We start from the raw sequence: 20,302 nt of genomic DNA, 5'->3' as shown, positions 1-20,302 counted from the left end.
ACGGACCCGAACTCAGGCGAACTCGGCGGGAGGATCGGGCGGTCCGTCAGCTGGTTCGGTATCCGACCAGGTTGAGGGCGTAAACGCCGTGCGTGTCGGCGACTTCCTGTGCCGAGAGTGCTCCATCGATCCGGAACCACAGCGCGATTCCCGCGCACATGGTCAGGACCGCGGTGACTGCTTGGTGAACGTGGGGAACTTCGAATACGCCCTGGGCAACGCCCGCTTCGGCGATCGACACGAACAAGTGCTCCTGTGCGTCGCGAGAGCCGACGACGCGTTTGCGATCGACCTCTTCGAGATAGCGCAGTTCGGTGTTCGCAACGACGCAGGCTCGCTGGTTGCGGGCGGTGTAGAGGGCGTGGGCGGTGACAGCCGCGCGCCACTGGTCGGCCGGCTCGGGGCCGGCTTTTCGCAGTGCGTTACGGGTGGCGGTGAACTGTTCGTCGCTGGCGGCCCTCAGGATCTCGACCAGCAGTTCGGCTTTGTTCTCGAAGTGGTTGTAGACGTTGGCGGCGCTGCAGCCGGCGTGCGTTGCGATGTTTCGCATGGTCGCGCCGTGGAAGCCTGCCGCATAGAACTCGTCGAGCGCGGTCTCCAGGATGCGCTCACGGACGCCCTCGTGTGCCGCGGTGCGTGTCCTGGTCAGGGCATTCGCGCCCGATCGAGTGTTCATGTCTCGGAGGGTAGAGCGGTGCGCCCGCGCTGATCAAGAGCAGTCGTGTGGGTCTTGACCAACTCGGGCCACGGGTCTTATGGTCTGCCTCACATGAACGCACGTTAACCAACGGGCGTCGGTATCTGCCCCATCCCATGCTCATACCCCTCACGAGGAGGCTTACCCCATGAGCACTTCCGAAGACCGACTCGAAGACCGGATCCGCAGACTGGAGGACATCGAGGCTATTCGGCAGCTCGATGCTCGGTACTGCCGGCACCTGGACGACGGCAATTGGGACGAGTTGATGGACCTGTTCACCGAGGATGGCGAGTTCGACGGACTGTCGCACCCCAAGGGTCGCTCCGAGATGCGCGACTTCTTCGCCGGTCTGGCCGAGGGCGGTCTCACGTCGTTCTGGCACTTCATCACCAACATGGAAGTCGAGCTGGACGGAGACCGCGCAACTGTGCGATCTTTCCTCTGGCAGCCGTGCGTCACTGACGGCGCTCCGTCGATCGCGGCCGGCCGCTACGAGGACCAGGTGGTCCGTATCGACGGCCGCTGGGTTTACCGCGTCAAGCAGGTGCGCTTCCACTTCTTCGGCCCGCTCGTCGAAGGTTGGGACGAGAACCTCTTCGCGCTCGACACCGCCCGGCGCGCGGCGGTCAACCCGTGAGCGCGCCTGTCCACGGCGACCGTCCGGGGGCGCCCGCGTCCGTGCGGTGGTCGGACATACTCAGCGTCGCCGAGTTCGTCGAACTGCGCCGTCGCCGGAGTGTGGTGACGAACAGTCTCGGTGCTGCGGCGATCGTGATGCTCGCAGTCTTCTTGCTGGGATTCGCATTCCTCCCCGACCTGCTCGGGAGTAATACGATCGCGGGCGTTCCGCTGTCGCTGTGGCTCATGTTCTCCCAGTTCGCCGGCACCTGGGTGCTGGTCTACCTGTACTTCCGCCTCACCCGGACCTACATCCAGCCTGCGGCTGACGCTGCACTCGCGGCCATCGACCCGTACCGACAGGAGCGTTCGGCATGACTGGCGAACCCGACTTCCTCGCCATCGCCATCTGCGCGGCGGTGATCTCGCTGACCCTGTGGGTCACCTTCGCGGCCTCACGTCGCAGTCGTAGCGCAGACGGCTTCTTCGCCGCCGGCCGCTCGATCACCGGGTGGCAGAACGGATTTGCCATCGCCGGCGAATTCATCTCGGCGGGGAGCTTCCTCGGAACCACCGGCCTGATCTTCTACAAGGGTGTCGACGGCACGGTGATCCTGTGTGCATCGGTGGTGTCGTTCCTTCCGGTGCTGTTTCTGCTCGCCGAGAAGATGCGCAACGTCGGCAAGTACACGCTCGCGGACGTGCTGGTGTTCCGCACACAGGCGCGGCGGGTCCGCGTGGTCGTCGCGTTCAGCACCATCGCGACCGGCATGTTCGTGTTGCTCGCGCAGCTCGTGGCAGCCGGAGTGCTGCTCGAGTCCGTGTCGGGGATCCCGTTCTGGCTGTCGGTGATCGTCGCTGGAAGCCTCATGGGCATATACGTTTTCGTTGGAGGTATGCTCGCCACCACATGGGTGCAGGTGATCAAGTCCTCGATCCTCTCGGTGCTGGCGCTGATCGTCGGCCTGGGCATCCTGTCGAAGTTCGGCTTCAGCTTCCCGAAGGTGCTGTCGAATGCCACCGAGCACGCTGTTGCCGGTGACGCGGTCCTGTCACCCGGGCTGATCTTCGCGTCGGGTGGCGCCGTCAACCTCATCTCGTACGGCCTCACCTTCGCGCTCGGCACAGCCGGTATGGCGCACATCCTCATTCGATTCTTCACCGTGCCCGAGGCGGCGACGGCTCGGCGCTCGCTGGGCTGGACCGTCGCACTGTGCAGTGGCTTCTACCTCGTCGTGGTGCTGATGGGATTCGGTGCCGCCGCCGTGCTCGGTGACGGTGGTGCCGAACGTGTCGGCGCAGGAGGCAATCTCGCCGCACCGGTCCTGGTGACCGAGCTCGGAGGAGGCGTCGGAACGGTCGGCGGCTCCATTGCATTGGCCTTGGTCTCCGCCGTGGCATTCGCCAGCATCGTGGCTGTCGTCGCAGGTGTGGTCATCTCGGCCGCCGGTACCTTCGCGCGCGACGTGTGGCCGACGCTGACCCGCCGCGATCGCGGGAACACCACGGATGTCGTCGCCGATACTGCTGCCGGCGACGCACGGGATGCGAAGGTCGCCAGATTCGGCGCGGTCGGCTTCAGTGTCATCGCGATCCTGCTGACTATGGCGATCGGCGACACCACCAACATCACGTACTTCATGGGCATGGCGTTCATGGTCGCGGGGAGTGCGCACCTGCCGAGCCTGCTGCTGAGCTTGAACTGGCGCAGGTTCAACAGCACCGGCGCGGTGTGGGGCATTGTCGTCGGACTGGTGTCGACGATCGTGAGCCTCATGTTCACCGAGGCCCTGTGGATGGGCAGTGGTCCGGCGCCGCTGCACATCCAGCTTCCGGTGATCATCACACTGCCGCTCGGCCTGGTGGCCTGTGTCGTCGGCTCGTTTCTGGGGGAGCGGCGGGTCGAGTCGCGCGAAGATGCCGACGAGAAGTTTGCGGAGATGTTGGTCCGCGCGGAAACCGGAATCGGCGCCGAGGTGGCGGCGTCGCACTGAGTTGAGTTGGAGGGTCCCTTCATGCGCGCGCAGCGCGTGAAGGGACCCTTCAGCTCGTTGAGGGCCTTCATCGGGGCGGTGTGCGGGTCTAGGATTGGGATTGGTACACGTGAGGTAGCCCCGTTGGGCGCCCGCGTGATCCGGCGGTCATCGCATTCCTGAAACCGTATGCGTACCGCGAAATCCATTACCCGAGTGCCTGATCGGCGCGGGTGTGTTCACGACTTGCGTGACGCGTCGACGGTCGCCTCCAGTTGAGGATGTGAGATCCATGGCCAAGACGCTCAGTATGAGCGATTCCGTTGTCATCGACCGACCGATCGCGGATGTGTTCAGCTACCTCTCCGATCCGGACAAGGCCACCGAATGGTCGAGCGACGTCGTCGATTACCGGATGGTCTCCGGTGCTCCCGACGAGGTGGGTTCGGTCGCGTCGACCACTCTCAAGGTTGCCGGCGTGAAGGTCGAGGCGACGGAGGAGATCACCGCGTACGAGGAGAACAAGCGGATCGGGTTCGAGTCGCGCGACTCGCGCGTCGAGTACACCCGCGAGCTCGACTTCGACGGGGACGGTGACGGGGCGACGCGGGTGACGTTCAAGGTGGACGCCAAGCCCAGTCCGGGACTGTTCAAGTTCGCCGACTCGGTCGCGATGAAGCTGTACGCCCGCGACGTGCACGGCAATCTGGAGAACGCCAAGACGATTCTCGAGACCCCGAACGGCTGAAGGGTCCCTTCACGCGCCGACAGCGCACGAAGGGACCCTTCAGCTTTCGACAGCAGGCTCAGCGGACGGTGAACTCCGCGGATGTGCCGGTGAAGGGGGATACCGCGCCGTCCGGGGCCTTGCGGTCGCCGAAGTGCTGGATCCGGTACGTGCCCGACGGAGTTCCGGTCGGGACGTCCCAGGTGATGCGCGCGATCGATGCGCCCAGTCCTTCGCGGCGCCACCGGTACTTGGTGGCCCAGTCGCCGTCGTCGGCGTGCCGCACCCAGCGGCCGCCGTCGCGGCGCTGCACCTCGAAATACGTTCCGCGGCGGTGCAGGTCGTTCTTGGGATGTCCGGTGACGAACTCGACGGCCACCTGATCGCCCACCCCGGCGCCTCCGGCGGGCTGGACGACCACGTCGCCGAACGCGCGTCCGGGCAGTGGCTCGTCGACCGGGAAGTCCTGCCCGAAGCCGGGCTGGAAACCGGACAGGTCGCGCGGTGCCGGGCCGCGGGGGACCTGGGCACCGGTCTTCATCGCCGCGGCCAACTTCGCGAACCCCTGCTGGTAGGCGGGCAGGGTGTTGCGGCCGAACAGCGTCGAACCACCCTCGTACTGCTGGGCGTCGTACTCCTCGGGCGTCGTGCAGTAGCTCGAGTACGCGTTGGCGTAGCCCTGGAAGATGACGTTCTCCAAAGGGACTCCGAGTTCCTCGGCGACGGTGCGGCGAATCCGCAGGCCCGAGACGATGGTGAACTCGGCCGGTCCGCCGACCACGTAGATGTCGCCGATCCGGATGATCTGGATCTTGAGCACGTGCGGCACCCAGCCGTCCGGAGGCAGCAGGCCGACGGGCACCAGCACCAGCTTGGGGGCCTGCGCGTCGGCGAGCCACTGCGGGGTGGGGGTGTCGATGCCGCCGAGGGCGTCGATCAGCGGGTTGCGGGTGCCCTCGGTGAAGATCTCGATCGCGGGGCCGTCCTCGGTGCTACCCGCGGCCATCGCGGCGCCCACGCACGCGGGTGCGGTGCGGCGCGGCTGCCCGTCGGACGTGTACTTGCCGTCCACCAGCTGGTCGGCCATGTCCAGGTAGATGATTCGGCTGTCGACGGTGGTCGACGCCAGCGGTGACGCCGCCTTGAACGCCGTCCGGGCCGCGGTCACCTGACGTTCGCCGATGAGCCGCGCGTTCTCGAACTCGTCGGCGGTGGGGCCGTGTCCGGGCTCGAGGTCGAGATTGGGGGACATGTCGCCGGTGTTGGTCTGCGGGAAGCAGGCGACGAACCCGGGCGCACCGTCGAGGTAGCGCACGCCGGCGACGTCGTGCTCCCAGAAGTACGCGGCCGCACCCTTGTTGTCGCCCGAGATCAGGTGGTTCTTGTTGGTGAGCGATGCGCCATGCGTGGGGAACCAGCCGATGCCGCCGACGTTGTCGCCGCCCTGGCTGATCTTGAGCACCCGCATCGAGGTGTCGATTCCGAGCGGGTAGTAGTCCTTGTCGCGCTGCGGGTTCCGATCGAATGCTGCACGCGAACGATTCACGCTCGCGTCCTTCAGCTCGCTGCGTCCGTAGGAGACGACACCCGCGGCGAGGTTGTCGTGCGCGGCGACGATCGCCTCGACCATGCCGTCGACCTCGGCGCCGAACACCTGCGGCTGGAAGCCGAGAGTCGCGAGGCTGTACGCGTAGTCCTGCGACGCACCGCCACATGCCGCGTGCGAGTGCACGGCCGTGAGCATCACGTTCTTTTCGGTGTAGAGGCCACCGAACTTCGCGGCCAGCCGGGCCAGGACCGCGTCGTGCACGGCCTGGAACACCATGCAGGTATCGGCGCATGCGTAGACGACGCGGTTGTCGTCGGCATCGGCGAAGATGTACGCGCGGACCCGGGTCCGCTGATGCAGACCCTCCGCGCGCTGCTCGAAGCTCGAGTAGCCCATCATGCCGTTCTCGGCGACAGGGCCCGTCATGTCGGACAGGCCGACGCCCACCCGGAATCCCTGGCTGTCGGCGGCGCGACGCGCGGGTGCGGCGGTGGTTCTGGGCAGAGCGTGTGCGGTGGCACCGGCAACTGCTGCGAGCGCCGGTGCGGCGGCGGCTCCGGCCAGCACGGTGCGTCGACTGATCGTCACGACGAAGTCCTTTGCGCGAGGTCGAGAATCATTACTTGATCAAACGTCCAAGTCTTCAAGCACACACCAGTAGGTCTCGTTTCGCAAGGGTTCTTCCGTCGAGTGTCGTCCCGGTTCAGACCTTCGCCGCGTCCCCGAAGGTCATCTGCAGGTCGGGGATCGTGGTGGTCATCAAGGCTCGCCGCGGCAGGCCGAGGGACCGGAGTTCGGTGGCGATCGGGTGGTTACCCAGACGCAGTTCGGCGCCACCGAGCCGCGACCGGACGCCGCTTGGATTCATGTCCCAGGCCGTGTGCCGGGTGACGCCGTCGATGTGCGAGTACGCCTCGAGTGAGGTGTTGGCGCCGCCGCCGGGTGTCGGGATGCCCTGCTTGACGGTGAGTTCGGCGATGAGCCGGCCGTCCTGGCTGACCTTGCCACGGCGGACGTCACTGGTGTGGTCGGCCTCGAAGTCGGCCAGGATCTTGGGGAATCCCCAGATCCCACGGCCCGCGGCCAGGGTGAACTCGCCGTCGACGGGCAGTTGGTGAATGAGGGCGCCGGCCTGCCCCGTGGCCAGTGCCCGCAGGTCGCCGGGCACCGACGACCGTCCTCGGCCGCGGTGGTTGCGGACCATGAACGTGACGCCGAATTCGTTGTACGGGCCGAGGTCTCCGTCCACGTAGTCGACGAACACCAGGCCACACAGGCCGCGCCCGGGGCGGAACTGCAGGATCTCGAGCCCGGTGTAGTCGATGAGCGCCTGGGCGGCCGCGGTCGGGACCGAGTACATCGCCATGAACGCGGTGGCGGCGCGGATCTCGACGGGCATGTCGACCTGTCGGCCGAGCACCTCATGCGCACTCACTCCGACACCACCCCGCGCAGTCCGTCGGCGCCGTAGACCTGTTCGAGCATCGACGTGAAGTCGGGTCCGCGGCGCAGCATCTGGCCGCCGTCGACGTTGATCACCTGCCCGGTGATCCACGTGGACTCCGGACCGAGCAGGAACTTGGCGAGCCCGGCGATGTCGTCCACTTCGCCGACTCGCGCGAGGGGAGTGCACGCCATGTAGTCGTCGAGGATCGGTCCGCCGTCGGTGATCATCGCGACCAGATCGGTCCGGGTCAGTCCCGGACGGATGCCGTTGACGCGAACCCCGCTGGCGCCCAGTTCGTCCGCGGCGAGCTGGACGAGATGATCGACGCCGGACTTGGAGACGCCGTAGGCGCCGAACCAGCGGTGCGTGTTGCTGGCGGCGATCGACGAGATCGCGACGATCGCGCCGCCGCCGGCCGCGACGAGCGCGCGGGCCCCGTGCTTGATGGTGAGCATCGTGCCGGTGACGTTGAGGTCGACGGTGCGGCGCCACGCGTCGGCGTCGAGCTGCGTGATGGGTGCGATGGTCTCGTTGCCGCCGGCGCACGCGACGACGCCGTCCAGTCGCCCGGTGGTCTCCATCGCGCGGGCCACGGCACGGGCGACGTCGGCCTCGTCGGTGACGTCCGCCGCGACGGTGGAGATCGACCCGCCCGACGCGAACACACCGGTCGCGGCGATCTTCTCGGCCGCGGTCGACAGCTTGTCCGCGCTGCGGCCGCAGATCGTGACGTGGGCACCCTCGGCGACGAGAGCCTGCGCGATGCCCAGGCCGATGCCGCTGCCACCTCCTGTGACCAGGATCGATCGTCCGGTGAAGGTCCCGGATACGCCGTCCGAACTCATCACGTCTCCCCTCGTGTGTCCGATACCCCGCCGATAGTAGGAACAAGTTCTACTATCGGGGCAGGTTTGGGTGATTGTCGAGGCCTTCCAGTTTGTCCGTACGGACCGAGGAGCACCGGATGACGATCGTGAACAACGTGAAGGACACGGATCTGCTCGACGGGCGTTTCTACGCCGGCGAACTGGGTGACCCCCGCGCGGCGTACGCGTGGATGCGGGCGCATCAACCGGTGTTCCGGGACCGGAACGGGATGGCGGCCGCGACGACGTATGCGGCGCTGATCGCCGCCGAGCGCGATCCGGGCCTGTTCTCCAACGCGGGCGGGATCCGCCCCGAGACCGGCCCGTTGCCGCAGATGATCGACATGGACGACCCCGCACACCTGCAGCGTCGGCGGCTCGTGAACACCGGCTTCACCCGCAAGAAGGTGGAGGCGAAGATCGGGCGGATCCGTGAGATCTGCGATCAGTTGATCGACGCGGTGTGCGAGAAGGGGGAGTGCGACTTCGTCGCCGACCTCGCGGCGCCGCTGCCGATGGCGGTCATCGGCGACATGCTCGGGGTTCGGCCCGAGGAGCGCGAGACGTTCCTGCACTGGTCCGACGATCTGGTGAAGGCATTGGGCAGCAACGCGACCGAGGAGCAGCTGAAGGCGATGATGGACGCGTACGTCGCGTTCAACGAGTTCACGTTCCGCACCATCGCGGAGCGGCGGGAGAACCCCGCCGACGACCTGATCAGCATCCTCGTGCACGCCGAGATCGACGGCCGGCGACTCGACGACCAGGAGATCGTGAACGAGTCGCTGCTGATCCTCATCGGCGGTGACGAGACCACCCGGCATGTCCTCAGCGGCGGTATGGAACAGCTGATGCGGCACGAGGATCAGCGCGACCGACTGGTGGCCGATCCGTCGGGCATTCCGCTGGCGATCGAGGAGATGCTGCGCTGGGTGTCGCCGATCAAGAACATGGCCCGAACGCTCACCCGCGACACCACGTTCCTCGGAACCGACCTGAAGAAGGGTGAGAAGATGCTGCTGCTCTTCGAGTCCGCCAACTTCGACGGGGCCGTGTTCGACGACCCGGACCGCTTCGACATCGGACGCTCCCCGAACCCGCACGTGGCCTTCGGCTTCGGTACCCACTTCTGCCTCGGCAACCAGTTGGCCCGGCTCGAGGGGAACATGATGTTCGAGCGACTCCTGGCCCGGCTGCCCGACATGGCCCTGGCGACGAGCGAGCCACTGTCGCGGCGGCCGGCGAACTTCGTGTCAGGGCTCGAGGCGATTCCGGTGAAATTTACTGCAGCGCAGCATAGTTGAGGTCGTTGCGGGTCATCCCGGTTCGCCGTTGAAACGGGCCTCCATCGTCGGGGACAGCGGGATCCGGTGCACGATCCGCTCGGTGAGCGGCAGCGCACGGATCGCGGTGATCGCGTCCCACTTGAACGCGCCGCACTCGCCGGTCGGCAGACCCGGTGCCCGCAGGCCGAGTCCGTTCTCGTTGACGAGCCAGACGATCGGTGGCGTCGGCTGATCGATACGGCAGGGTTGTTCGTCGGGCGGTTCGGAGGGGAGCCGGTAGCCGGCGATTATCGCCGTCATGTCGCCCCCGCGACGCTCCTCGACCCACGAGACGGTGTGGTCGTCGGCGACGGTGGCATCCCCGTCGTCTCCGCACGTGACGACGCGGACCGGGGCGAAGTCGTCCGGGATCGGCATCGGGTCGGGCACGGGCGGCGCGGTCTGGGGCAGACCCGAGAATCCGAGGAGATTGCCGGCCAGACAGGTCGGTTCCACCAGGTCGGGCACGGTCGTCGGCGTGGTCGGTTGCGGCGCCGCGGTGGTGGCGTTGTCGCCCGACGATCCACAACCGGCCAGTAGTACGACCGCAGTCATCCCCACGAAAATCCTTGAAGCCCCCATATCGGGCAGCCTACGTTCACGATTTCCCTCCCGATCGAAACCGACTGTTTGTCCGCCAGTCGGTGAGCAGTCGGAAAGACTAAGCGCAGCTCGGGGCGGGTGCGTCCTCGGACAGCGGACTGCCGACCGGGTTCACGTACAGCACGTGCAGGACCATCGGCGTCGGGCCGAGATTGCGGCCCATGTGGACGTATCCGTGCCCGCTCGGCTCGACGATGGTTCCGCCGGCGTTGTAGATGCCGTCGGTGGTGCAGTCCGACTTGTAGTGCGTGAGCGTGCCCTCCGTGACGAGGCCGTACAGCATGCCGTCGTGGAAGTGCCAGCCCGTGGTGCCGCCGGGTGCGATCGTGATCCGGCGCAGGATGTAGTCCTGCCCGCCGACCGTGGCCTGGGCCAGGATCTCGCCGGTGACGCCCTCGCTGGGGGTCGCGGCGGCGGTTGCCGGTGCCAGGCCGAGTACGAGGGCGGCGGAGGTGGCGGCCAGTGCAATTCGGTACCGACGGCGCATCGCTGTTCCTTCCCGAACCTGCGGAGGTGCGAGAACATCGTGCGCGCCGGTCGGCCTCGACCGTGGGGTTTTCGCCTACGCGGGTGCCCCGAGATTCATCTCGTCCGGATGGAAGCCGACGCGCACGCCGTCGTCGAGGGTGGCGATGTCGGCGAGGTCCCGGTCGGTGAGCTCGAAGTCGAGGACGTCGAAGTTCTGGGCGATCCGGTTGTCGTGCACGGACTTCGGAATGACGATCAGTCCGTTCTGCAGGTGCCAGCGGATGAGGACCTGCGCGGCCGATTTGCCGTGGCGTTCGCCGATACGGGTGATGACCGGGTCGTCGAGCAGGGTGTTGGGCTTGGACGCGTTGCCCCAGCCGGAGTTGCTGGTGCCGCCGAGCGGGCTCCACGACTCCACCGCGATGCCGTGCAGGGCCGAGAAGTCCCGGATCGCGTGCTGCGGCAGATGCGGGTGCAACTCCACCTGGTCGACGGCCGGCAGCAGGCCGCCGCGGTCGACGAGTTCCTGCAGGTGGTGCGGTTCGAAGTTGCACACGCCGACGGCCCTCGCGCGGCCCGATTCGGCGATCTTCTCCATCGCGTCCCACGTGCGCAGGCGGGTGTTCCGGTCGCGCAGCGGCCAGTGGACGAGGTACAGGTCGACGTAGTCGACGCCCAGGCGCGCGAGGCTCGCGTCGAATGCGTCGAGGGCCGGTTGGTACCCCTGGTCGGAGTTCCACAGCTTGGTGGTGACGAAGATGTCCTCGCGGGGGACCGACGCGTTCGCGATGGCGCGTCCGACGCCCTCCTCGTTGCCGTACGCGGCGGCGGTGTCGATGTGGCGGTATCCGGCGTCGTCCAAGGCGAAGCGGACGGCGTGCTCGGTCTCGTCGTTGGTCGCTTGCCACACACCGAGGCCGAGCTGGGGGATGACTGTTCCGGAATTCAGGGTGATCTCTGGAGTGGTCATGGATCCAGGCTAGGAGTTCCGGCTCAGCCCTGCTGGGAACCGGCCTCCCACATGTGGGAGAGCAGCTTGAAGCTCGGGGTGTCGTCGAGCGAGGTGATCGACTCGTAGATGCGGTCGTACGACGTCTCGACGATCCGCCAGCGGCCGTCGTCGTCGCGCCGGTACCGGTCGGTGTAGTAGCCGGCGCCGCGGATGACGCTCTTGGCGTCCGGGACGATGACGGTGTCCTCGAACGCCCACGAGCCGGACGCCCGCGACCCGTCGACGGTGAGCTCGGGGTGGTTCGCGACGTGGACGGTGGTGACCGCCGGACCGAGCGAGTCCCGCATGAAGCCGGCGAGCGTGTCGCGGCCCTCGAACACCAGCGGATCGCGCAGCGCATGCGTCCCGTACCGGGCGACGACGTCGTCCGCCAGGGTGTCCGCGAACTCGTCCCACCGCTTCAGATCCAACGTCCGGAAGTAGCGGTACTTGAGCTGCCGGAGGTCTTCGAGGGCGGCGAGTTCTTCGAGGGAACGGATGCTCACGCGCGGAGCATGGCACGTCGCATCGGCCGGCCGCAGGCGATTCGCGTCAGGATTCGCAGCAATCCGGGCGCGAGGCAGCCGGTGTGGGACAACATGTGTCGCCCCGCCACGCCTCGACGCCCTCACGCACCGCGACGACGGCGATGACGAGCGCTGCGACGGGGTCCGCCCAGGTCCAACCGACGAGGCTGTTGAGCAGCAGCCCCACCAGCAGGACTGCGGACAGGTAGGTGCACAGCAGCGTCTGCTTGGAATCCGCCACCGCGGACAGCGACCCCAGCTCCCGGCCGGCCCGGCGCTGGGCCCACGACAGCACCGGCATGATCGCCAGGCTCGCCGCGGCCAGCGCGATGCCTACCGTCGAATGCTGTGGCTCGCCCACACCGAGCAGCGAGCGGACGGCGTCGACGGTGACGTACGCGGCGAGACCGAAGAACGAGAACGCGATGATCCGCAACGCCACCTTCTCCCGTGCCTCCGGGAAGCGTCCCGAGAACTGCCAGGCCACCGCGGCGGCCGACGACACCTCGATCACCGAGTCCAGTCCGAAGCCGAACAGCGCCACCGACGACACCCGGGCGCCCTCGGTGAGCGCGACGGCCGCCTCGATCACGTTGTAGGTGATGGTGGCCGCGACGAGGAACCGGATGCGGCGCGCGAGGACCGCCCGTCGATCGGACGAGACCGCGACGCCGGGCKCCATCAGCAGCAACCCTCGCTCGCGGCGGCCGGGCAGCATGCCGGGTCGACGGCGAGTACGAGGCCGATGAGGTCGCCGAGCGCGTGCCCGATCCGCGGGTCCGCGAGCTCGTACCGGCTGCGCCGGCCCTCGGGTACCGCGACGACCAGTCCGCAACCGCGTAGGCAGGCAAGGTGATTCGACACCAGCTGGCGGGAGACCCCGATGGTGTCGGCGAGATCGGACGGGTAGCCGGGGCTCGACCGCAGGCTCAGCAGGATCTGTGCGCGCGTGGGGTCGGACAACGCGTAGCCGAACCGGGCCAGCGCGTCACGGTGGACGAGGGTCTCCATGGCCCAACAGTACATCCGATTCTGTATTCAGAAAAGGGTGTACAGAGGCGCGGTCGGACGTGGGCGGCCACCACCGTGGGGATGCTGGGATCATTCACAGGTGACGCGAATCAGACTGGTGGCATCCGACCTCGACGGGACCCTCCTGCGGTCCGACCGGACGGTCTCGCCGCGCACGGCGCGCGCGATGACCGCTGCACGCGACGCCGGTATCGAGGTGGTGTGGGCGACGGCCCGCGCCCGCCACTCGGTGGACACACTGGCCCGCTCGTGCGGGTTCCGCGGCGAGGCGATCTGCGCCAACGGGGCGGTCACCCTCGACCTGGCGGACGGCACCCCCGAGATCACCGGCACCGTCTCGATCGAGGTCACCGAGGCACTCGCCGCGATGGACCGCGTCCGCACCCTCGTACCGGGCGTGGTGTTCGCGAACGTCGGGCCGACGACGTTCGTCGCCGAACCCGAGTACGCCGCGCTCTGCGACTACGCCGACCACCACCGCACGCTGGACGAGATGATCCTCGAGGAGCAGTTGCCGCGGATGGGGGAGCCGATGGTCAAGATCGTCGCCCGGCATCCGGAGGTCCCCAGCCACGAGCTGTACCGGCTCGCCGTCGCGGCCGGCGTCGACGGCGTGGAGCTGACGCATTCGGGGGCGCCGTACGTGGAGATGGCCGCGTCCGGGGTGTCCAAGGCCAGCGCCCTCGCCCGGCTCTGCGCGGCGAGAGGCATTGCGGCCGATGAGGTTGCGGTGATCGGCGACGCGGTCAACGATGTGCCGATGCTGCTGTGGGCCGGCACCGCGCTGTGCCCGGAGAATGCGTTGCCGGAGGTGCGTGCGCTGGCCGACCGGGTGCTGCCGAGCAACGACGACGACGGCGTCGCGCAGTATCTCGAGGAGATCGGGGGCTGAACCGGCTTCGCCCGGCCAGGGGTGCCTCTGGCCCGAATCGTTGTCGTCGGCAATGATGCAATCCGTCGGAGAAGCGAGACGAAGGGTGCGGCTGAATGCTCAAACAGGAGCGCGCGGTGATCACGCGGAAGCAGATCATCCAGGGTGCCGCCGAGATGTTCGACCGCGTGGGATACGAACGAGCCAGTCTCGCCGAGATCGTCGCCCTGTCCGGAATCACCAAAGGGGCGCTGTATTTCCATTTCAGGTCGAAGGACGACCTCGCCGGTGTCGTCATCGAGGAACAGCACGCCATCTCGATGAACGCGGTCGTGGCCATCGGTGGTACCGGTGCTCCCGCGCTCGAGCAACTGGTCATGCTCTGCTACGAGATGGGCCGGTCGATCGTCGAGGATCCCGTGGTGCGAGCGGGGATCCGCCTCACGTTGGAGATGAGCGCCGTCGGTGGGCCCCAGCGGCCCTACCTCGACTGGATCGACAGCTGTGAGCGGCTCGCGCGGGACGCCGTCGCGCAGGGCGACGTGGTCGACACGGTCGTTCCCGCCCAACTCGGACGCTTCATCGTCTCGGCTTTCACCGGCGTGCAGATCGTTTCGAATGTGCTGACTGCCCGGACGGATCTCTACGACTGCATCGACCAGATGCTCACGCTGCTGCTTCCCGGGATCGTTCCGCCGGATCGACGGAGCGGGATCGACCGCACCCTGGCGGCCCGCTGGACACCGGCTGCGGACTGAGACGAGCGGTCCGAATGACGCCGAGGGCCGGCCCGGAAATTCCGGGCCGGCCCTCGGCTGATGGGGGACGGAATCAGGCCGGCAGGCCCGCCAGCGACTCCATGCCCTTGATGTATTCCTCCGGCTGGCCGAACAGCTGCGAGCTGCCGTGGGCGCGCTTGAAGAACAGGTGCGCGTCGTGCTCCCACGTGATCGCGATGCCGCCGTGCAGCTGGATCGAATCGCCGGTGACGATGTTGAACGCCTCCGAGCAGTACGCCTTCGCGACCGCGGCGTCGGCGGCGGCCGAGGGCAGGCCCTCGCTCAGCGAGTACACCGCCGCGTACGACGCGGACCGGGCCGTCTCGACCTGGAAGTACAGCTCGGCCATGCGGTGCTTGAGGGCCTGGAAGCTGCCGATCGCGCGACCGAACTGCACGCGGTCCTTGCTGTAGTCCACCGTCATCTGCAGGCAGCGCGCGGCGGCGCCGACCTGCTCGGCGGACAGCGCGACGATCGCGATGGTGCGGACGCGCTCGAGCGCGTCCGTCGCATCGTCGGCGGTGAGCCGGACCGCCGCGGCGGAGGTGAACTCCACCAACGACATCGGCCGGGTCAGGTCCATCGTCGGCAGCTCGCGGCGGGCGACGCCCTCGGCGGACGGGTCCACCTCGAACAGCGCGATCGCGCCGTCGACCGCAGCGGCGACGATGAGCACGTCGGCGTGCGCGCCGTCGAGCACGTAGTGCGCGGTGCCCGAGACGGTGTAGCCGTCGGCGTCGCTGCCGGATGCGGTGCACGCGACCTCGTCGCTGCGCCAGTGGCCCTCGGGGCCCACCCAGCACAGTGCCGCGATCGACGAGCCCTCGGCGATGCCGGGCAGCAGGCGCTCGCACGCTTCCGTGTTGCCGGTCGCCAGGATCGCCTGCGCGGCCAGGACTGCGGAACCGAACATCGGTGACGGCGTCAGCGCGGCGCCGAGCTCCTCGAGCACCAGGTGCTGCTCGACGAGCGTGGCACCGAAGCCGCCGAACTCCTCCGGGATCGCCAGCGCCGCGACACCGACCTGCTGGCACAGCACGTCCCACAGGCCACGGTCGTAGCTCTCGCCCGACTCGAGCGTCTTGCGCAGCGCGGCCGGGTCGGCGCGCTTGGCGAGCAGCTGGGCAACCGTCTTGCGGAGTTCGATCTGCTCCTCCGCGAACACTCCGACCCCACTCACAGCGCGCTCGCAATCCGTGCGCGGTGTGCGGAAGCGGTGCCCCAGGCGGACTGCAGCGCCCGCGTCTTGGTCAGCCACAGCGACAGGTCGCACTCGAGGGTGTAGCCGATCGCGCCGTGGACCTGCAGCGCCTTGCGCGACGCCACGTACGCGGCGTTCGCGGCGGCGACCTTCGCGGCCGACACGTCGCGGGCGATGGTGTCGGAACCTTCGGCGATGGAGATCGCCGCGCCGTACACGAGCGGGGTGGCCATCTCGACGGCCACGAGGGCGTCCGAGAGGTGGTGCTTGATGGCCTGGAAGCTGCCGATGACGCGGCCGAACTGCGAACGGTTCTTGGCGTACTCGGTGGCCGTCTCGATCATCGCGTGACCGGCGCCGATCAGCTGCGCCGAGGCGGCGAGGACCGCGAGGTCGTACGCCTTCTCCGCGGCGGCGGCGACGTCCGCGCCCTGCGCGAGCGTCTCGACCGACTCGACCTCGAACAGGCGGCGAGCCGGGTCGACCGACTCGAGCTGCGTGGTCGCGCGGACCAGCTCGAGCGTGTCGCCCGAGACCCGCAGGACCGGATCCGCGATGTCACCGTCGAGCGCCCGTGGCGTGGACGGCTCGAGCACCAGCGACGCCAGCGACGTGCCCTCGGCGATGCCGGGCAGGAAGCGCTTCGCGAGCTGCTGGTCGTCGAGCGCCGACAGCAGCGCGGGGACGGCGGCGGCCGTCTCCAGGATCGGGCCCGGGACGGCGGCGCGGCCCAGCTCGATGAACGCCACGGCCAGATCGGCCGGATGCGCGCCGATGCCGTCGAACTCCTCGGGCACGGCGAGTGCGGTCACGCCGGTCTCGGCCAGCTGCTGCAGCAGTGCCAGACCCGAAGCGGTGTCGTTCTCACCCCACGACCGGACGACGGCCGGGGTGTTGGCGTTGGCGAGCATGCCGCGGAGGCTGTCCGCGAAATCGTGCTGCTCGGTGGACAGGGAGAATTTCATCGATCCGCCTTCGGGAGTCCGAGCATCCGCTCGGCAACGATGTTGCGCTGAATTTCGTTGGTGCCGGCGTAGATCGGGCCGGACAGCGAGAACAGGTACCCGTCCTGCCACTTGCCGGCGAGCTCGCCGTCGGCGCCCAGCAGGTCGAGGGCCGTCTCGTGGATGCGGACGTCGAGCTCCGACCAGAAGATCTTGTTGATCGAGCCCTCGACGCCGAGGGGGACACCCTCGAGCATGCGGGTGACGGTGCCCCACGTGTGCAGGCGGTAGGCCTCGGCGCCGATCCACGCGTCGACGACGCGGTCTCTGGAGGACGTATCGGCCGGTTCGCTCTCGGCCTTCCACACCTCGACCAGGCGATCGACCGCGGAGGTGAAGCGGCCCGGGCTGCGCAGCGACAGGCCACGCTCGTTGCTGGCGGTGCTCATCGCGACGCGCCAGCCGTTGTTGACCTCACCGACGACGTCGGTGTCCGGGACGAAGACGTCCTCGAAGAAGATCTCCGCGAAGCCGGGCTCGCCRTCGAGCTGCGGGATCGGGCGCACCGTGACGCCGTCCACGTTCAGCGGGAACATGAAGTACGTCAGGCCCTTGTGGCGCTGCGCCTCCGGGTCGGTGCGGAACATGCCGAAGCCCCAGTCGGCGTACGTGGCGCGCGAGCTCCACGTCTTCTGGCCGTTGAGGATCCAGCCGCCCTCGGTGCGGCGGGCCGTCGAACGGATGCCTGCCAGGTCGCTGCCGGCCTCCGGCTCGGACCACGCCTGCGCCCAGATGACGTCGGCGTTCGACATGCTCGGCATGATGCGCGCGAGCTGCTCCTCGGTGCCGTGCTCGAACAGCGTCGGCGCGAACAGGAAGATGCCGTTCTGGCTGACACGGCCGGGGGCGCCGGCCTTGTAGTACTCCTCCTCGAAGAGGACCCACTCGATCATCGACGCGTCGCGGCCGCCGTACTCGACCGGCCACGCGACGGTCGACAGGCGGGCGTCGGCCAGCTTGTGCTCCCACTCGCGGTGAGCCTCGAAGCCCTCCGCGGTGTCCATCGACGGCAGCGGCTGTGCCGGGACGTTAGCCGCGAGCCATTCGCGCACTTCCAGCTGGAAGGCGCGGGCCTTTTCGTCCAGTTCGAGATCCACTATTTCGCCTTCGCTTTCATACTGTTGACGTCCATTCCACCCAGCGAGTCCCTGCCCACCTCGGCATTGTGTGCGTGGGCAAAGTGGTGCAGGCCGAACACCGAATCCATACCGGCCCGCTGACCCATCAGGTCCTCGCACTGGTTGACGGCCTTCTTGGTGAGTGCCAGACCGAAGCGCGGCATCTCCGCGACACGGCCGGCGAGCGCGAGCGTCTCGGCCTCGAGGTCGGTGCGCGGCACCACCCGATTGACCATGCCCACCTCGTACGCGCGCTGCGCGGTGAAGCGGTCGCCGGTGAACAGGATCTCCTTCGCGAACCGCGACCCCAGCACCCACGGGTGCGCGAAGTACTCGACGCCCGGGATGCCCATCCGGACAACGGGATCCGAGAAGAACGCGTCCTCCGACGCGACGATCAGGTCGCAGCACCATGCGAGCATCAGGCCGCCGGCGATGCACGCGCCGTGGATCTGGGCGATCATCGGCTTCGGGATCTCACGCCAGCGGCGGCACATCCCCAGGTACACCTCGGTCTCGCGGGCGAAACGCTGGTCACCGCCAGGCTTGTCGAGGTGATCCCACCACAGGGCGGCCTTGTTCTCGTACTGCACGTGATGGTCGCGACCCTGCGTGCCGATGTCGTGGCCGCCGCTGAAGTGCTCGCCGTTCCCGGCCAGCACGATCACCTTCACGTCGTCGTCCTCGACGGCCCGCACGAATGCGGCGTCGAGCGCGTACGTCATCACCGAGTTCTGCGCGTTGCGGAAGTCGGGACGGTTCATCGTCACGTACGCGACATGGTCGCGGACCTCGTACGTGACGACATCGCCCTCGTCGGGAACATCGCCCCGATCGGAAACACTGTGGGCGACGGTCATGCCTTGCCCTCGCGCAGATCGTTCTTGAGGACCTTGCCCGACGGGTTGCGCGGCAGTGCGCCGACGACCGTCACCTCGCGCGGAATCTTGAAGTTCGCCAGGCGCTCCTTGCAGAACGCGATGACATCCTCCGCGGTCACGGTGACGCCGGGCCTCGGTACGACGTAGGCGCGGCCCACCTCGCCCATCCGCTCGTCGGGGATGCCGATCACGGCCGCCTCGGCGAGGGAATCCATTCGTGCGAGGGCGTTCTCGATCTCGGCGGGGTACACGTTGAAGCCGCCCGAGATGTACATGTCCTTGAGGCGGTCGGTGATGTCGAGGTAGCCGCGCTCGTCGAGCACGCCGACGTCGCCGGTGTGTAGCCAGCCGTCCGGATCGATCGTCTTCTTCGTCGACTCGGGGTCGTCCAGGTAGCCGAGCATGACGTTGTCGCCGCGCACCAGGATCTCGCCGTGGTCGCCGATCCTGACCTCCATGCCGGGGATCGCGCGACCGGACGACGTCGACACGGTGACCGGGTCGTCGTCGGTGCGGCACATCGTCACCACGACGGCCTCGGTCTGGCCGTAGGCGGTGATGACGGCGTCGTATCCGAGTTCGGCCTGCATGCGCTCGACGAGAACGACGGGCACCGCGGCGGCGCCGGTGATCGCGACGCGCAGGCTCGACAGGTCGTACTCGTCGCGGGTCGGGAAGTCGAGGATCGTCTGGTGGATGGTCGGGGCGCCCGGCAGCACGCTGATCTTCTCGTTCGCGATCGTCGTCATGATCGTGGGGACGTCGAAGACCGCGGCCGGCACGATGGTGGCGCCACGCAGGATGCACACCATGATTCCGGCCTTGTAGCCGAACGTGTGGAAGAACGGGTTGATGACGAGGTAACGGTCGTTGCTGTCGACCTCGGCGCAGTCCGCCCACGCGTCGGCGATGCCGACGGTCTGGCGGTGAGCCGTCATGACGCCCTTGCTCTTCCCGGTGGTCCCGGACGTGAACAGGATGTCGGCGACGTCATCGGGGGAGACGGCGCGAGCACGCGCATCAGCGTCGTCGGCGGAAACCGGCTCGGCAGCGGCCGCGAGCTGATCCCACTCGAGGATCTCGCCGCCGGGGAACTCGGTGGTCGGGGCGCCGGCGGAGGGATCGTCCGACGGCGTGCGGAGCACGAGCTTCAGCGTCGGGATGCCCTCGGGTCCGGCGGCCTTCAGGACGTCCGCGAGGCGATCGTTCTTGAGGAAGCGATCGGGGACGACCAGGACCTTCGCCAGGGTGCGCTCGAGCAGGTCGAGGGCCTCGTGACCGGTGTAGCGGGTGCTGATCGGGACGAGCGTCGCGCCGACGTACTGCGCGGCGAGGAACGCCTCGATCCAGTGATGAGTGTTGGGGGCCCACACCGCGACGCGGTCGCCCGCCTCGACGCCCTTCGCCATGAACGCGCGGGCCGCGAGGCGGACCCGTTCGAGCAGCTCGGTGTAGGTGGTCCGGTCGGATCCGTCCGCTACAGCCTCGTTCGATCCGAATTGCTCAGCGGCGCGCCACAGCGCAGCCGGGGTCGTCCGGGGCTCGGTGGTCACATTCGTGCTCACAATCTCTCCTCAACGAGGCAGAACCTCTATACAAAGCAAGTGCTTGGTAGGGTACCG

Annotated in this window: 22 protein-coding genes; 7 read left to right on the top strand and 15 right to left on the bottom strand. The window is 68.0% G+C overall.

Translation table 11 applies throughout. From position 1 onward, the window contains the following. Positions 1-46: 46 nt before the first annotated feature. The gene (locus AB4Z09_RS17495; protein WP_174908074.1) at positions 47-676 is read right to left on the bottom strand and encodes a TetR/AcrR family transcriptional regulator; all 630 of its coding nucleotides are present in this window, start codon (positions 674-676) and stop codon (positions 47-49) included. 169 nt (positions 677-845) lie between these two features. Between AB4Z09_RS17495 and AB4Z09_RS17490 the strand changes: the two genes are divergently transcribed. The 4 genes from AB4Z09_RS17490 to AB4Z09_RS17475 all read left to right on the top strand — a co-directional run bounded on the left by AB4Z09_RS17490 (position 846) and on the right by AB4Z09_RS17475 (position 4,039). After that, entirely contained in the window at positions 846-1,337 is a 492-nt protein-coding gene (locus tag AB4Z09_RS17490; protein WP_442240292.1) for a nuclear transport factor 2 family protein, read from the top strand. Continuing rightward, positions 1,334-1,696, top strand: coding sequence for a DUF485 domain-containing protein (locus AB4Z09_RS17485; RefSeq protein WP_442240291.1), 363 nt, complete (start codon positions 1,334-1,336; stop codon positions 1,694-1,696). The genes AB4Z09_RS17490 and AB4Z09_RS17485 overlap by 4 nt, the downstream gene beginning before the upstream one ends. Next, entirely contained in the window at positions 1,693-3,312 is a 1,620-nt protein-coding gene (locus AB4Z09_RS17480) for a solute symporter family protein (RefSeq protein ID WP_174908077.1), read from the top strand. Before AB4Z09_RS17485 ends, AB4Z09_RS17480 begins: the two co-directional genes overlap by 4 nt. A 271-nt stretch (positions 3,313-3,583) precedes the next feature. Next, a complete protein-coding gene (locus tag AB4Z09_RS17475) occupies positions 3,584-4,039 on the top strand; it encodes an SRPBCC family protein (RefSeq protein WP_114723637.1) in 456 nt (151 codons plus the stop codon). Positions 4,040-4,097: 58 nt separating this feature from the next. Here AB4Z09_RS17475 and AB4Z09_RS17470 read toward each other — a convergent pair whose 3' ends face one another. The 3 genes from AB4Z09_RS17470 to AB4Z09_RS17460 form a co-directional block, all read right to left on the bottom strand. Next, positions 4,098-6,155, bottom strand: a complete 2,058-nt coding sequence (locus AB4Z09_RS17470; RefSeq protein ID WP_174908079.1) for a neutral/alkaline ceramidase — start codon at positions 6,153-6,155, stop codon at positions 4,098-4,100. Positions 6,156-6,270: 115 nt separating this feature from the next. Further along, positions 6,271-7,002 carry an acetoacetate decarboxylase family protein gene (locus tag AB4Z09_RS17465; protein WP_174908081.1) on the bottom strand — a complete coding sequence of 244 codons (732 nt, stop codon included), beginning with the start codon at positions 7,000-7,002 and terminating at the stop codon, positions 6,271-6,273. Continuing rightward, on the bottom strand, positions 6,999-7,859 hold the full coding sequence (locus tag AB4Z09_RS17460) for an SDR family oxidoreductase (protein ID WP_174908083.1): 861 nt from the start codon (positions 7,857-7,859) through the stop codon (positions 6,999-7,001). Before AB4Z09_RS17460 ends, AB4Z09_RS17465 begins: the two co-directional genes overlap by 4 nt. A gap of 119 nt (positions 7,860-7,978) precedes the next feature. On the opposite strand from AB4Z09_RS17460, the gene AB4Z09_RS17455 reads away from it, so the two are divergent. Then, positions 7,979-9,184 (top strand): cytochrome P450, encoded by a 1,206-nt coding sequence (locus AB4Z09_RS17455; RefSeq protein ID WP_174908085.1) that lies wholly within the window; start codon positions 7,979-7,981, stop codon positions 9,182-9,184. A 12-nt stretch (positions 9,185-9,196) separates the two neighbouring features. Here AB4Z09_RS17455 and AB4Z09_RS17450 read toward each other — a convergent pair whose 3' ends face one another. From AB4Z09_RS17450 to AB4Z09_RS17425, 6 genes are all read right to left on the bottom strand, one after another. Beyond that, positions 9,197-9,760: a hypothetical protein gene (locus AB4Z09_RS17450; protein WP_254622794.1), complete on the bottom strand. Its 564-nt coding sequence runs from the start codon at positions 9,758-9,760 to the stop codon at positions 9,197-9,199. Positions 9,761-9,866: 106 nt separating this feature from the next. Next, entirely contained in the window at positions 9,867-10,295 is a 429-nt protein-coding gene (locus tag AB4Z09_RS17445) for a cupin domain-containing protein (protein ID WP_114723632.1), read from the bottom strand. A gap of 75 nt (positions 10,296-10,370) precedes the next feature. Further along, a complete protein-coding gene (locus tag AB4Z09_RS17440) occupies positions 10,371-11,246 on the bottom strand; it encodes an aldo/keto reductase (RefSeq protein WP_174908089.1) in 876 nt (291 codons plus the stop codon). Between the two features lie 23 nt (positions 11,247-11,269). Continuing rightward, a complete protein-coding gene (locus AB4Z09_RS17435) occupies positions 11,270-11,773 on the bottom strand; it encodes a nuclear transport factor 2 family protein (protein ID WP_254622795.1) in 504 nt (167 codons plus the stop codon). Between the two features lie 46 nt (positions 11,774-11,819). Next, positions 11,820-12,476 carry a cation transporter gene (locus AB4Z09_RS17430; protein ID WP_442240290.1) on the bottom strand — a complete coding sequence of 219 codons (657 nt, stop codon included), beginning with the start codon at positions 12,474-12,476 and terminating at the stop codon, positions 11,820-11,822. Further along, the gene (locus AB4Z09_RS17425) at positions 12,476-12,805 is read right to left on the bottom strand and encodes an ArsR/SmtB family transcription factor (RefSeq protein WP_114723629.1); all 330 of its coding nucleotides are present in this window, start codon (positions 12,803-12,805) and stop codon (positions 12,476-12,478) included. Before AB4Z09_RS17425 ends, AB4Z09_RS17430 begins: the two co-directional genes overlap by 1 nt. A 100-nt stretch (positions 12,806-12,905) precedes the next feature. On the opposite strand from AB4Z09_RS17425, the gene AB4Z09_RS17420 reads away from it, so the two are divergent. Further along, positions 12,906-13,718 (top strand): HAD-IIB family hydrolase, encoded by an 813-nt coding sequence (locus AB4Z09_RS17420; RefSeq protein ID WP_114723628.1) that lies wholly within the window; start codon positions 12,906-12,908, stop codon positions 13,716-13,718. A gap of 95 nt (positions 13,719-13,813) precedes the next feature. Further along, positions 13,814-14,455, top strand: a complete 642-nt coding sequence (locus AB4Z09_RS17415) for a ScbR family autoregulator-binding transcription factor (RefSeq protein ID WP_174908092.1) — start codon at positions 13,814-13,816, stop codon at positions 14,453-14,455. Between the two features lie 73 nt (positions 14,456-14,528). On the opposite strand, the gene AB4Z09_RS17410 is transcribed toward AB4Z09_RS17415, so the two are convergent. The 5 genes from AB4Z09_RS17410 to AB4Z09_RS17390 are packed head-to-tail and all read right to left on the bottom strand — an operon-like array spanning position 14,529 to position 20,233. Further along, complete coding sequence (locus AB4Z09_RS17410) at positions 14,529-15,656, bottom strand: acyl-CoA dehydrogenase family protein (protein WP_429518238.1); 1,128 nt, start codon at positions 15,654-15,656, stop codon at positions 14,529-14,531. Further along, on the bottom strand, positions 15,653-16,642 hold the full coding sequence (locus tag AB4Z09_RS17405) for an acyl-CoA dehydrogenase family protein (protein ID WP_442240289.1): 990 nt from the start codon (positions 16,640-16,642) through the stop codon (positions 15,653-15,655). The genes AB4Z09_RS17410 and AB4Z09_RS17405 overlap by 4 nt, the downstream gene beginning before the upstream one ends. Next, the gene (locus tag AB4Z09_RS17400; RefSeq protein ID WP_114723624.1) at positions 16,639-17,778 is read right to left on the bottom strand and encodes an acyl-CoA dehydrogenase family protein; all 1,140 of its coding nucleotides are present in this window, start codon (positions 17,776-17,778) and stop codon (positions 16,639-16,641) included. Before AB4Z09_RS17400 ends, AB4Z09_RS17405 begins: the two co-directional genes overlap by 4 nt. Continuing rightward, a complete protein-coding gene (locus tag AB4Z09_RS17395; RefSeq protein ID WP_442240288.1) occupies positions 17,778-18,659 on the bottom strand; it encodes an enoyl-CoA hydratase in 882 nt (293 codons plus the stop codon). Before AB4Z09_RS17395 ends, AB4Z09_RS17400 begins: the two co-directional genes overlap by 1 nt. Further along, positions 18,656-20,233 (bottom strand): FadD3 family acyl-CoA ligase, encoded by a 1,578-nt coding sequence (locus tag AB4Z09_RS17390; protein WP_442240295.1) that lies wholly within the window; start codon positions 20,231-20,233, stop codon positions 18,656-18,658. The genes AB4Z09_RS17395 and AB4Z09_RS17390 overlap by 4 nt, the downstream gene beginning before the upstream one ends. Positions 20,234-20,302 lie beyond the last annotated feature (69 nt).

The sequence above is a fragment of the Rhodococcus sp. TAF43 genome (genome assembly GCF_052113525.1).
In the GTDB taxonomy this organism is placed as follows: domain Bacteria; phylum Actinomycetota; class Actinomycetes; order Mycobacteriales; family Mycobacteriaceae; genus Prescottella.
Note: the sequence above shows the minus strand (reverse complement) of the source record. Positions and strands in the feature narration are given on the sequence as shown.

Excerpts from the sequence above, each read along its gene's own strand:
- AB4Z09_RS17395 (WP_442240288.1), bottom strand. The coding sequence starts at position 18,659 with ATGACCGTCGCCCACAGTGTTTCCGATCGGGGCGATGTTCCCGACGAG.
- AB4Z09_RS17405 (WP_442240289.1), bottom strand. The coding sequence starts at position 16,642 with ATGAAATTCTCCCTGTCCACCGAGCAGCACGATTTCGCGGACAGCCTC.
- AB4Z09_RS17415 (WP_174908092.1), top strand. The coding sequence starts at position 13,814 with ATGCTCAAACAGGAGCGCGCGGTGATCACGCGGAAGCAGATCATCCAG.
- AB4Z09_RS17425 (WP_114723629.1), bottom strand. The coding sequence starts at position 12,805 with ATGGAGACCCTCGTCCACCGTGACGCGCTGGCCCGGTTCGGCTACGCG.
- AB4Z09_RS17490 (WP_442240292.1), top strand. The coding sequence starts at position 846 with ATGAGCACTTCCGAAGACCGACTCGAAGACCGGATCCGCAGACTGGAG.
- AB4Z09_RS17475 (WP_114723637.1), top strand. The coding sequence starts at position 3,584 with ATGGCCAAGACGCTCAGTATGAGCGATTCCGTTGTCATCGACCGACCG.
- AB4Z09_RS17495 (WP_174908074.1), bottom strand. The coding sequence starts at position 676 with ATGAACACTCGATCGGGCGCGAATGCCCTGACCAGGACACGCACCGCG.
- AB4Z09_RS17460 (WP_174908083.1), bottom strand. The coding sequence starts at position 7,859 with ATGAGTTCGGACGGCGTATCCGGGACCTTCACCGGACGATCGATCCTG.
- AB4Z09_RS17455 (WP_174908085.1), top strand. The coding sequence starts at position 7,979 with ATGACGATCGTGAACAACGTGAAGGACACGGATCTGCTCGACGGGCGT.
- AB4Z09_RS17440 (WP_174908089.1), bottom strand. The coding sequence starts at position 11,246 with ATGACCACTCCAGAGATCACCCTGAATTCCGGAACAGTCATCCCCCAG.
- AB4Z09_RS17445 (WP_114723632.1), bottom strand. The coding sequence starts at position 10,295 with ATGCGCCGTCGGTACCGAATTGCACTGGCCGCCACCTCCGCCGCCCTC.
- AB4Z09_RS17450 (WP_254622794.1), bottom strand. The coding sequence starts at position 9,760 with ATGACTGCGGTCGTACTACTGGCCGGTTGTGGATCGTCGGGCGACAAC.
- AB4Z09_RS17480 (WP_174908077.1), top strand. The coding sequence starts at position 1,693 with ATGACTGGCGAACCCGACTTCCTCGCCATCGCCATCTGCGCGGCGGTG.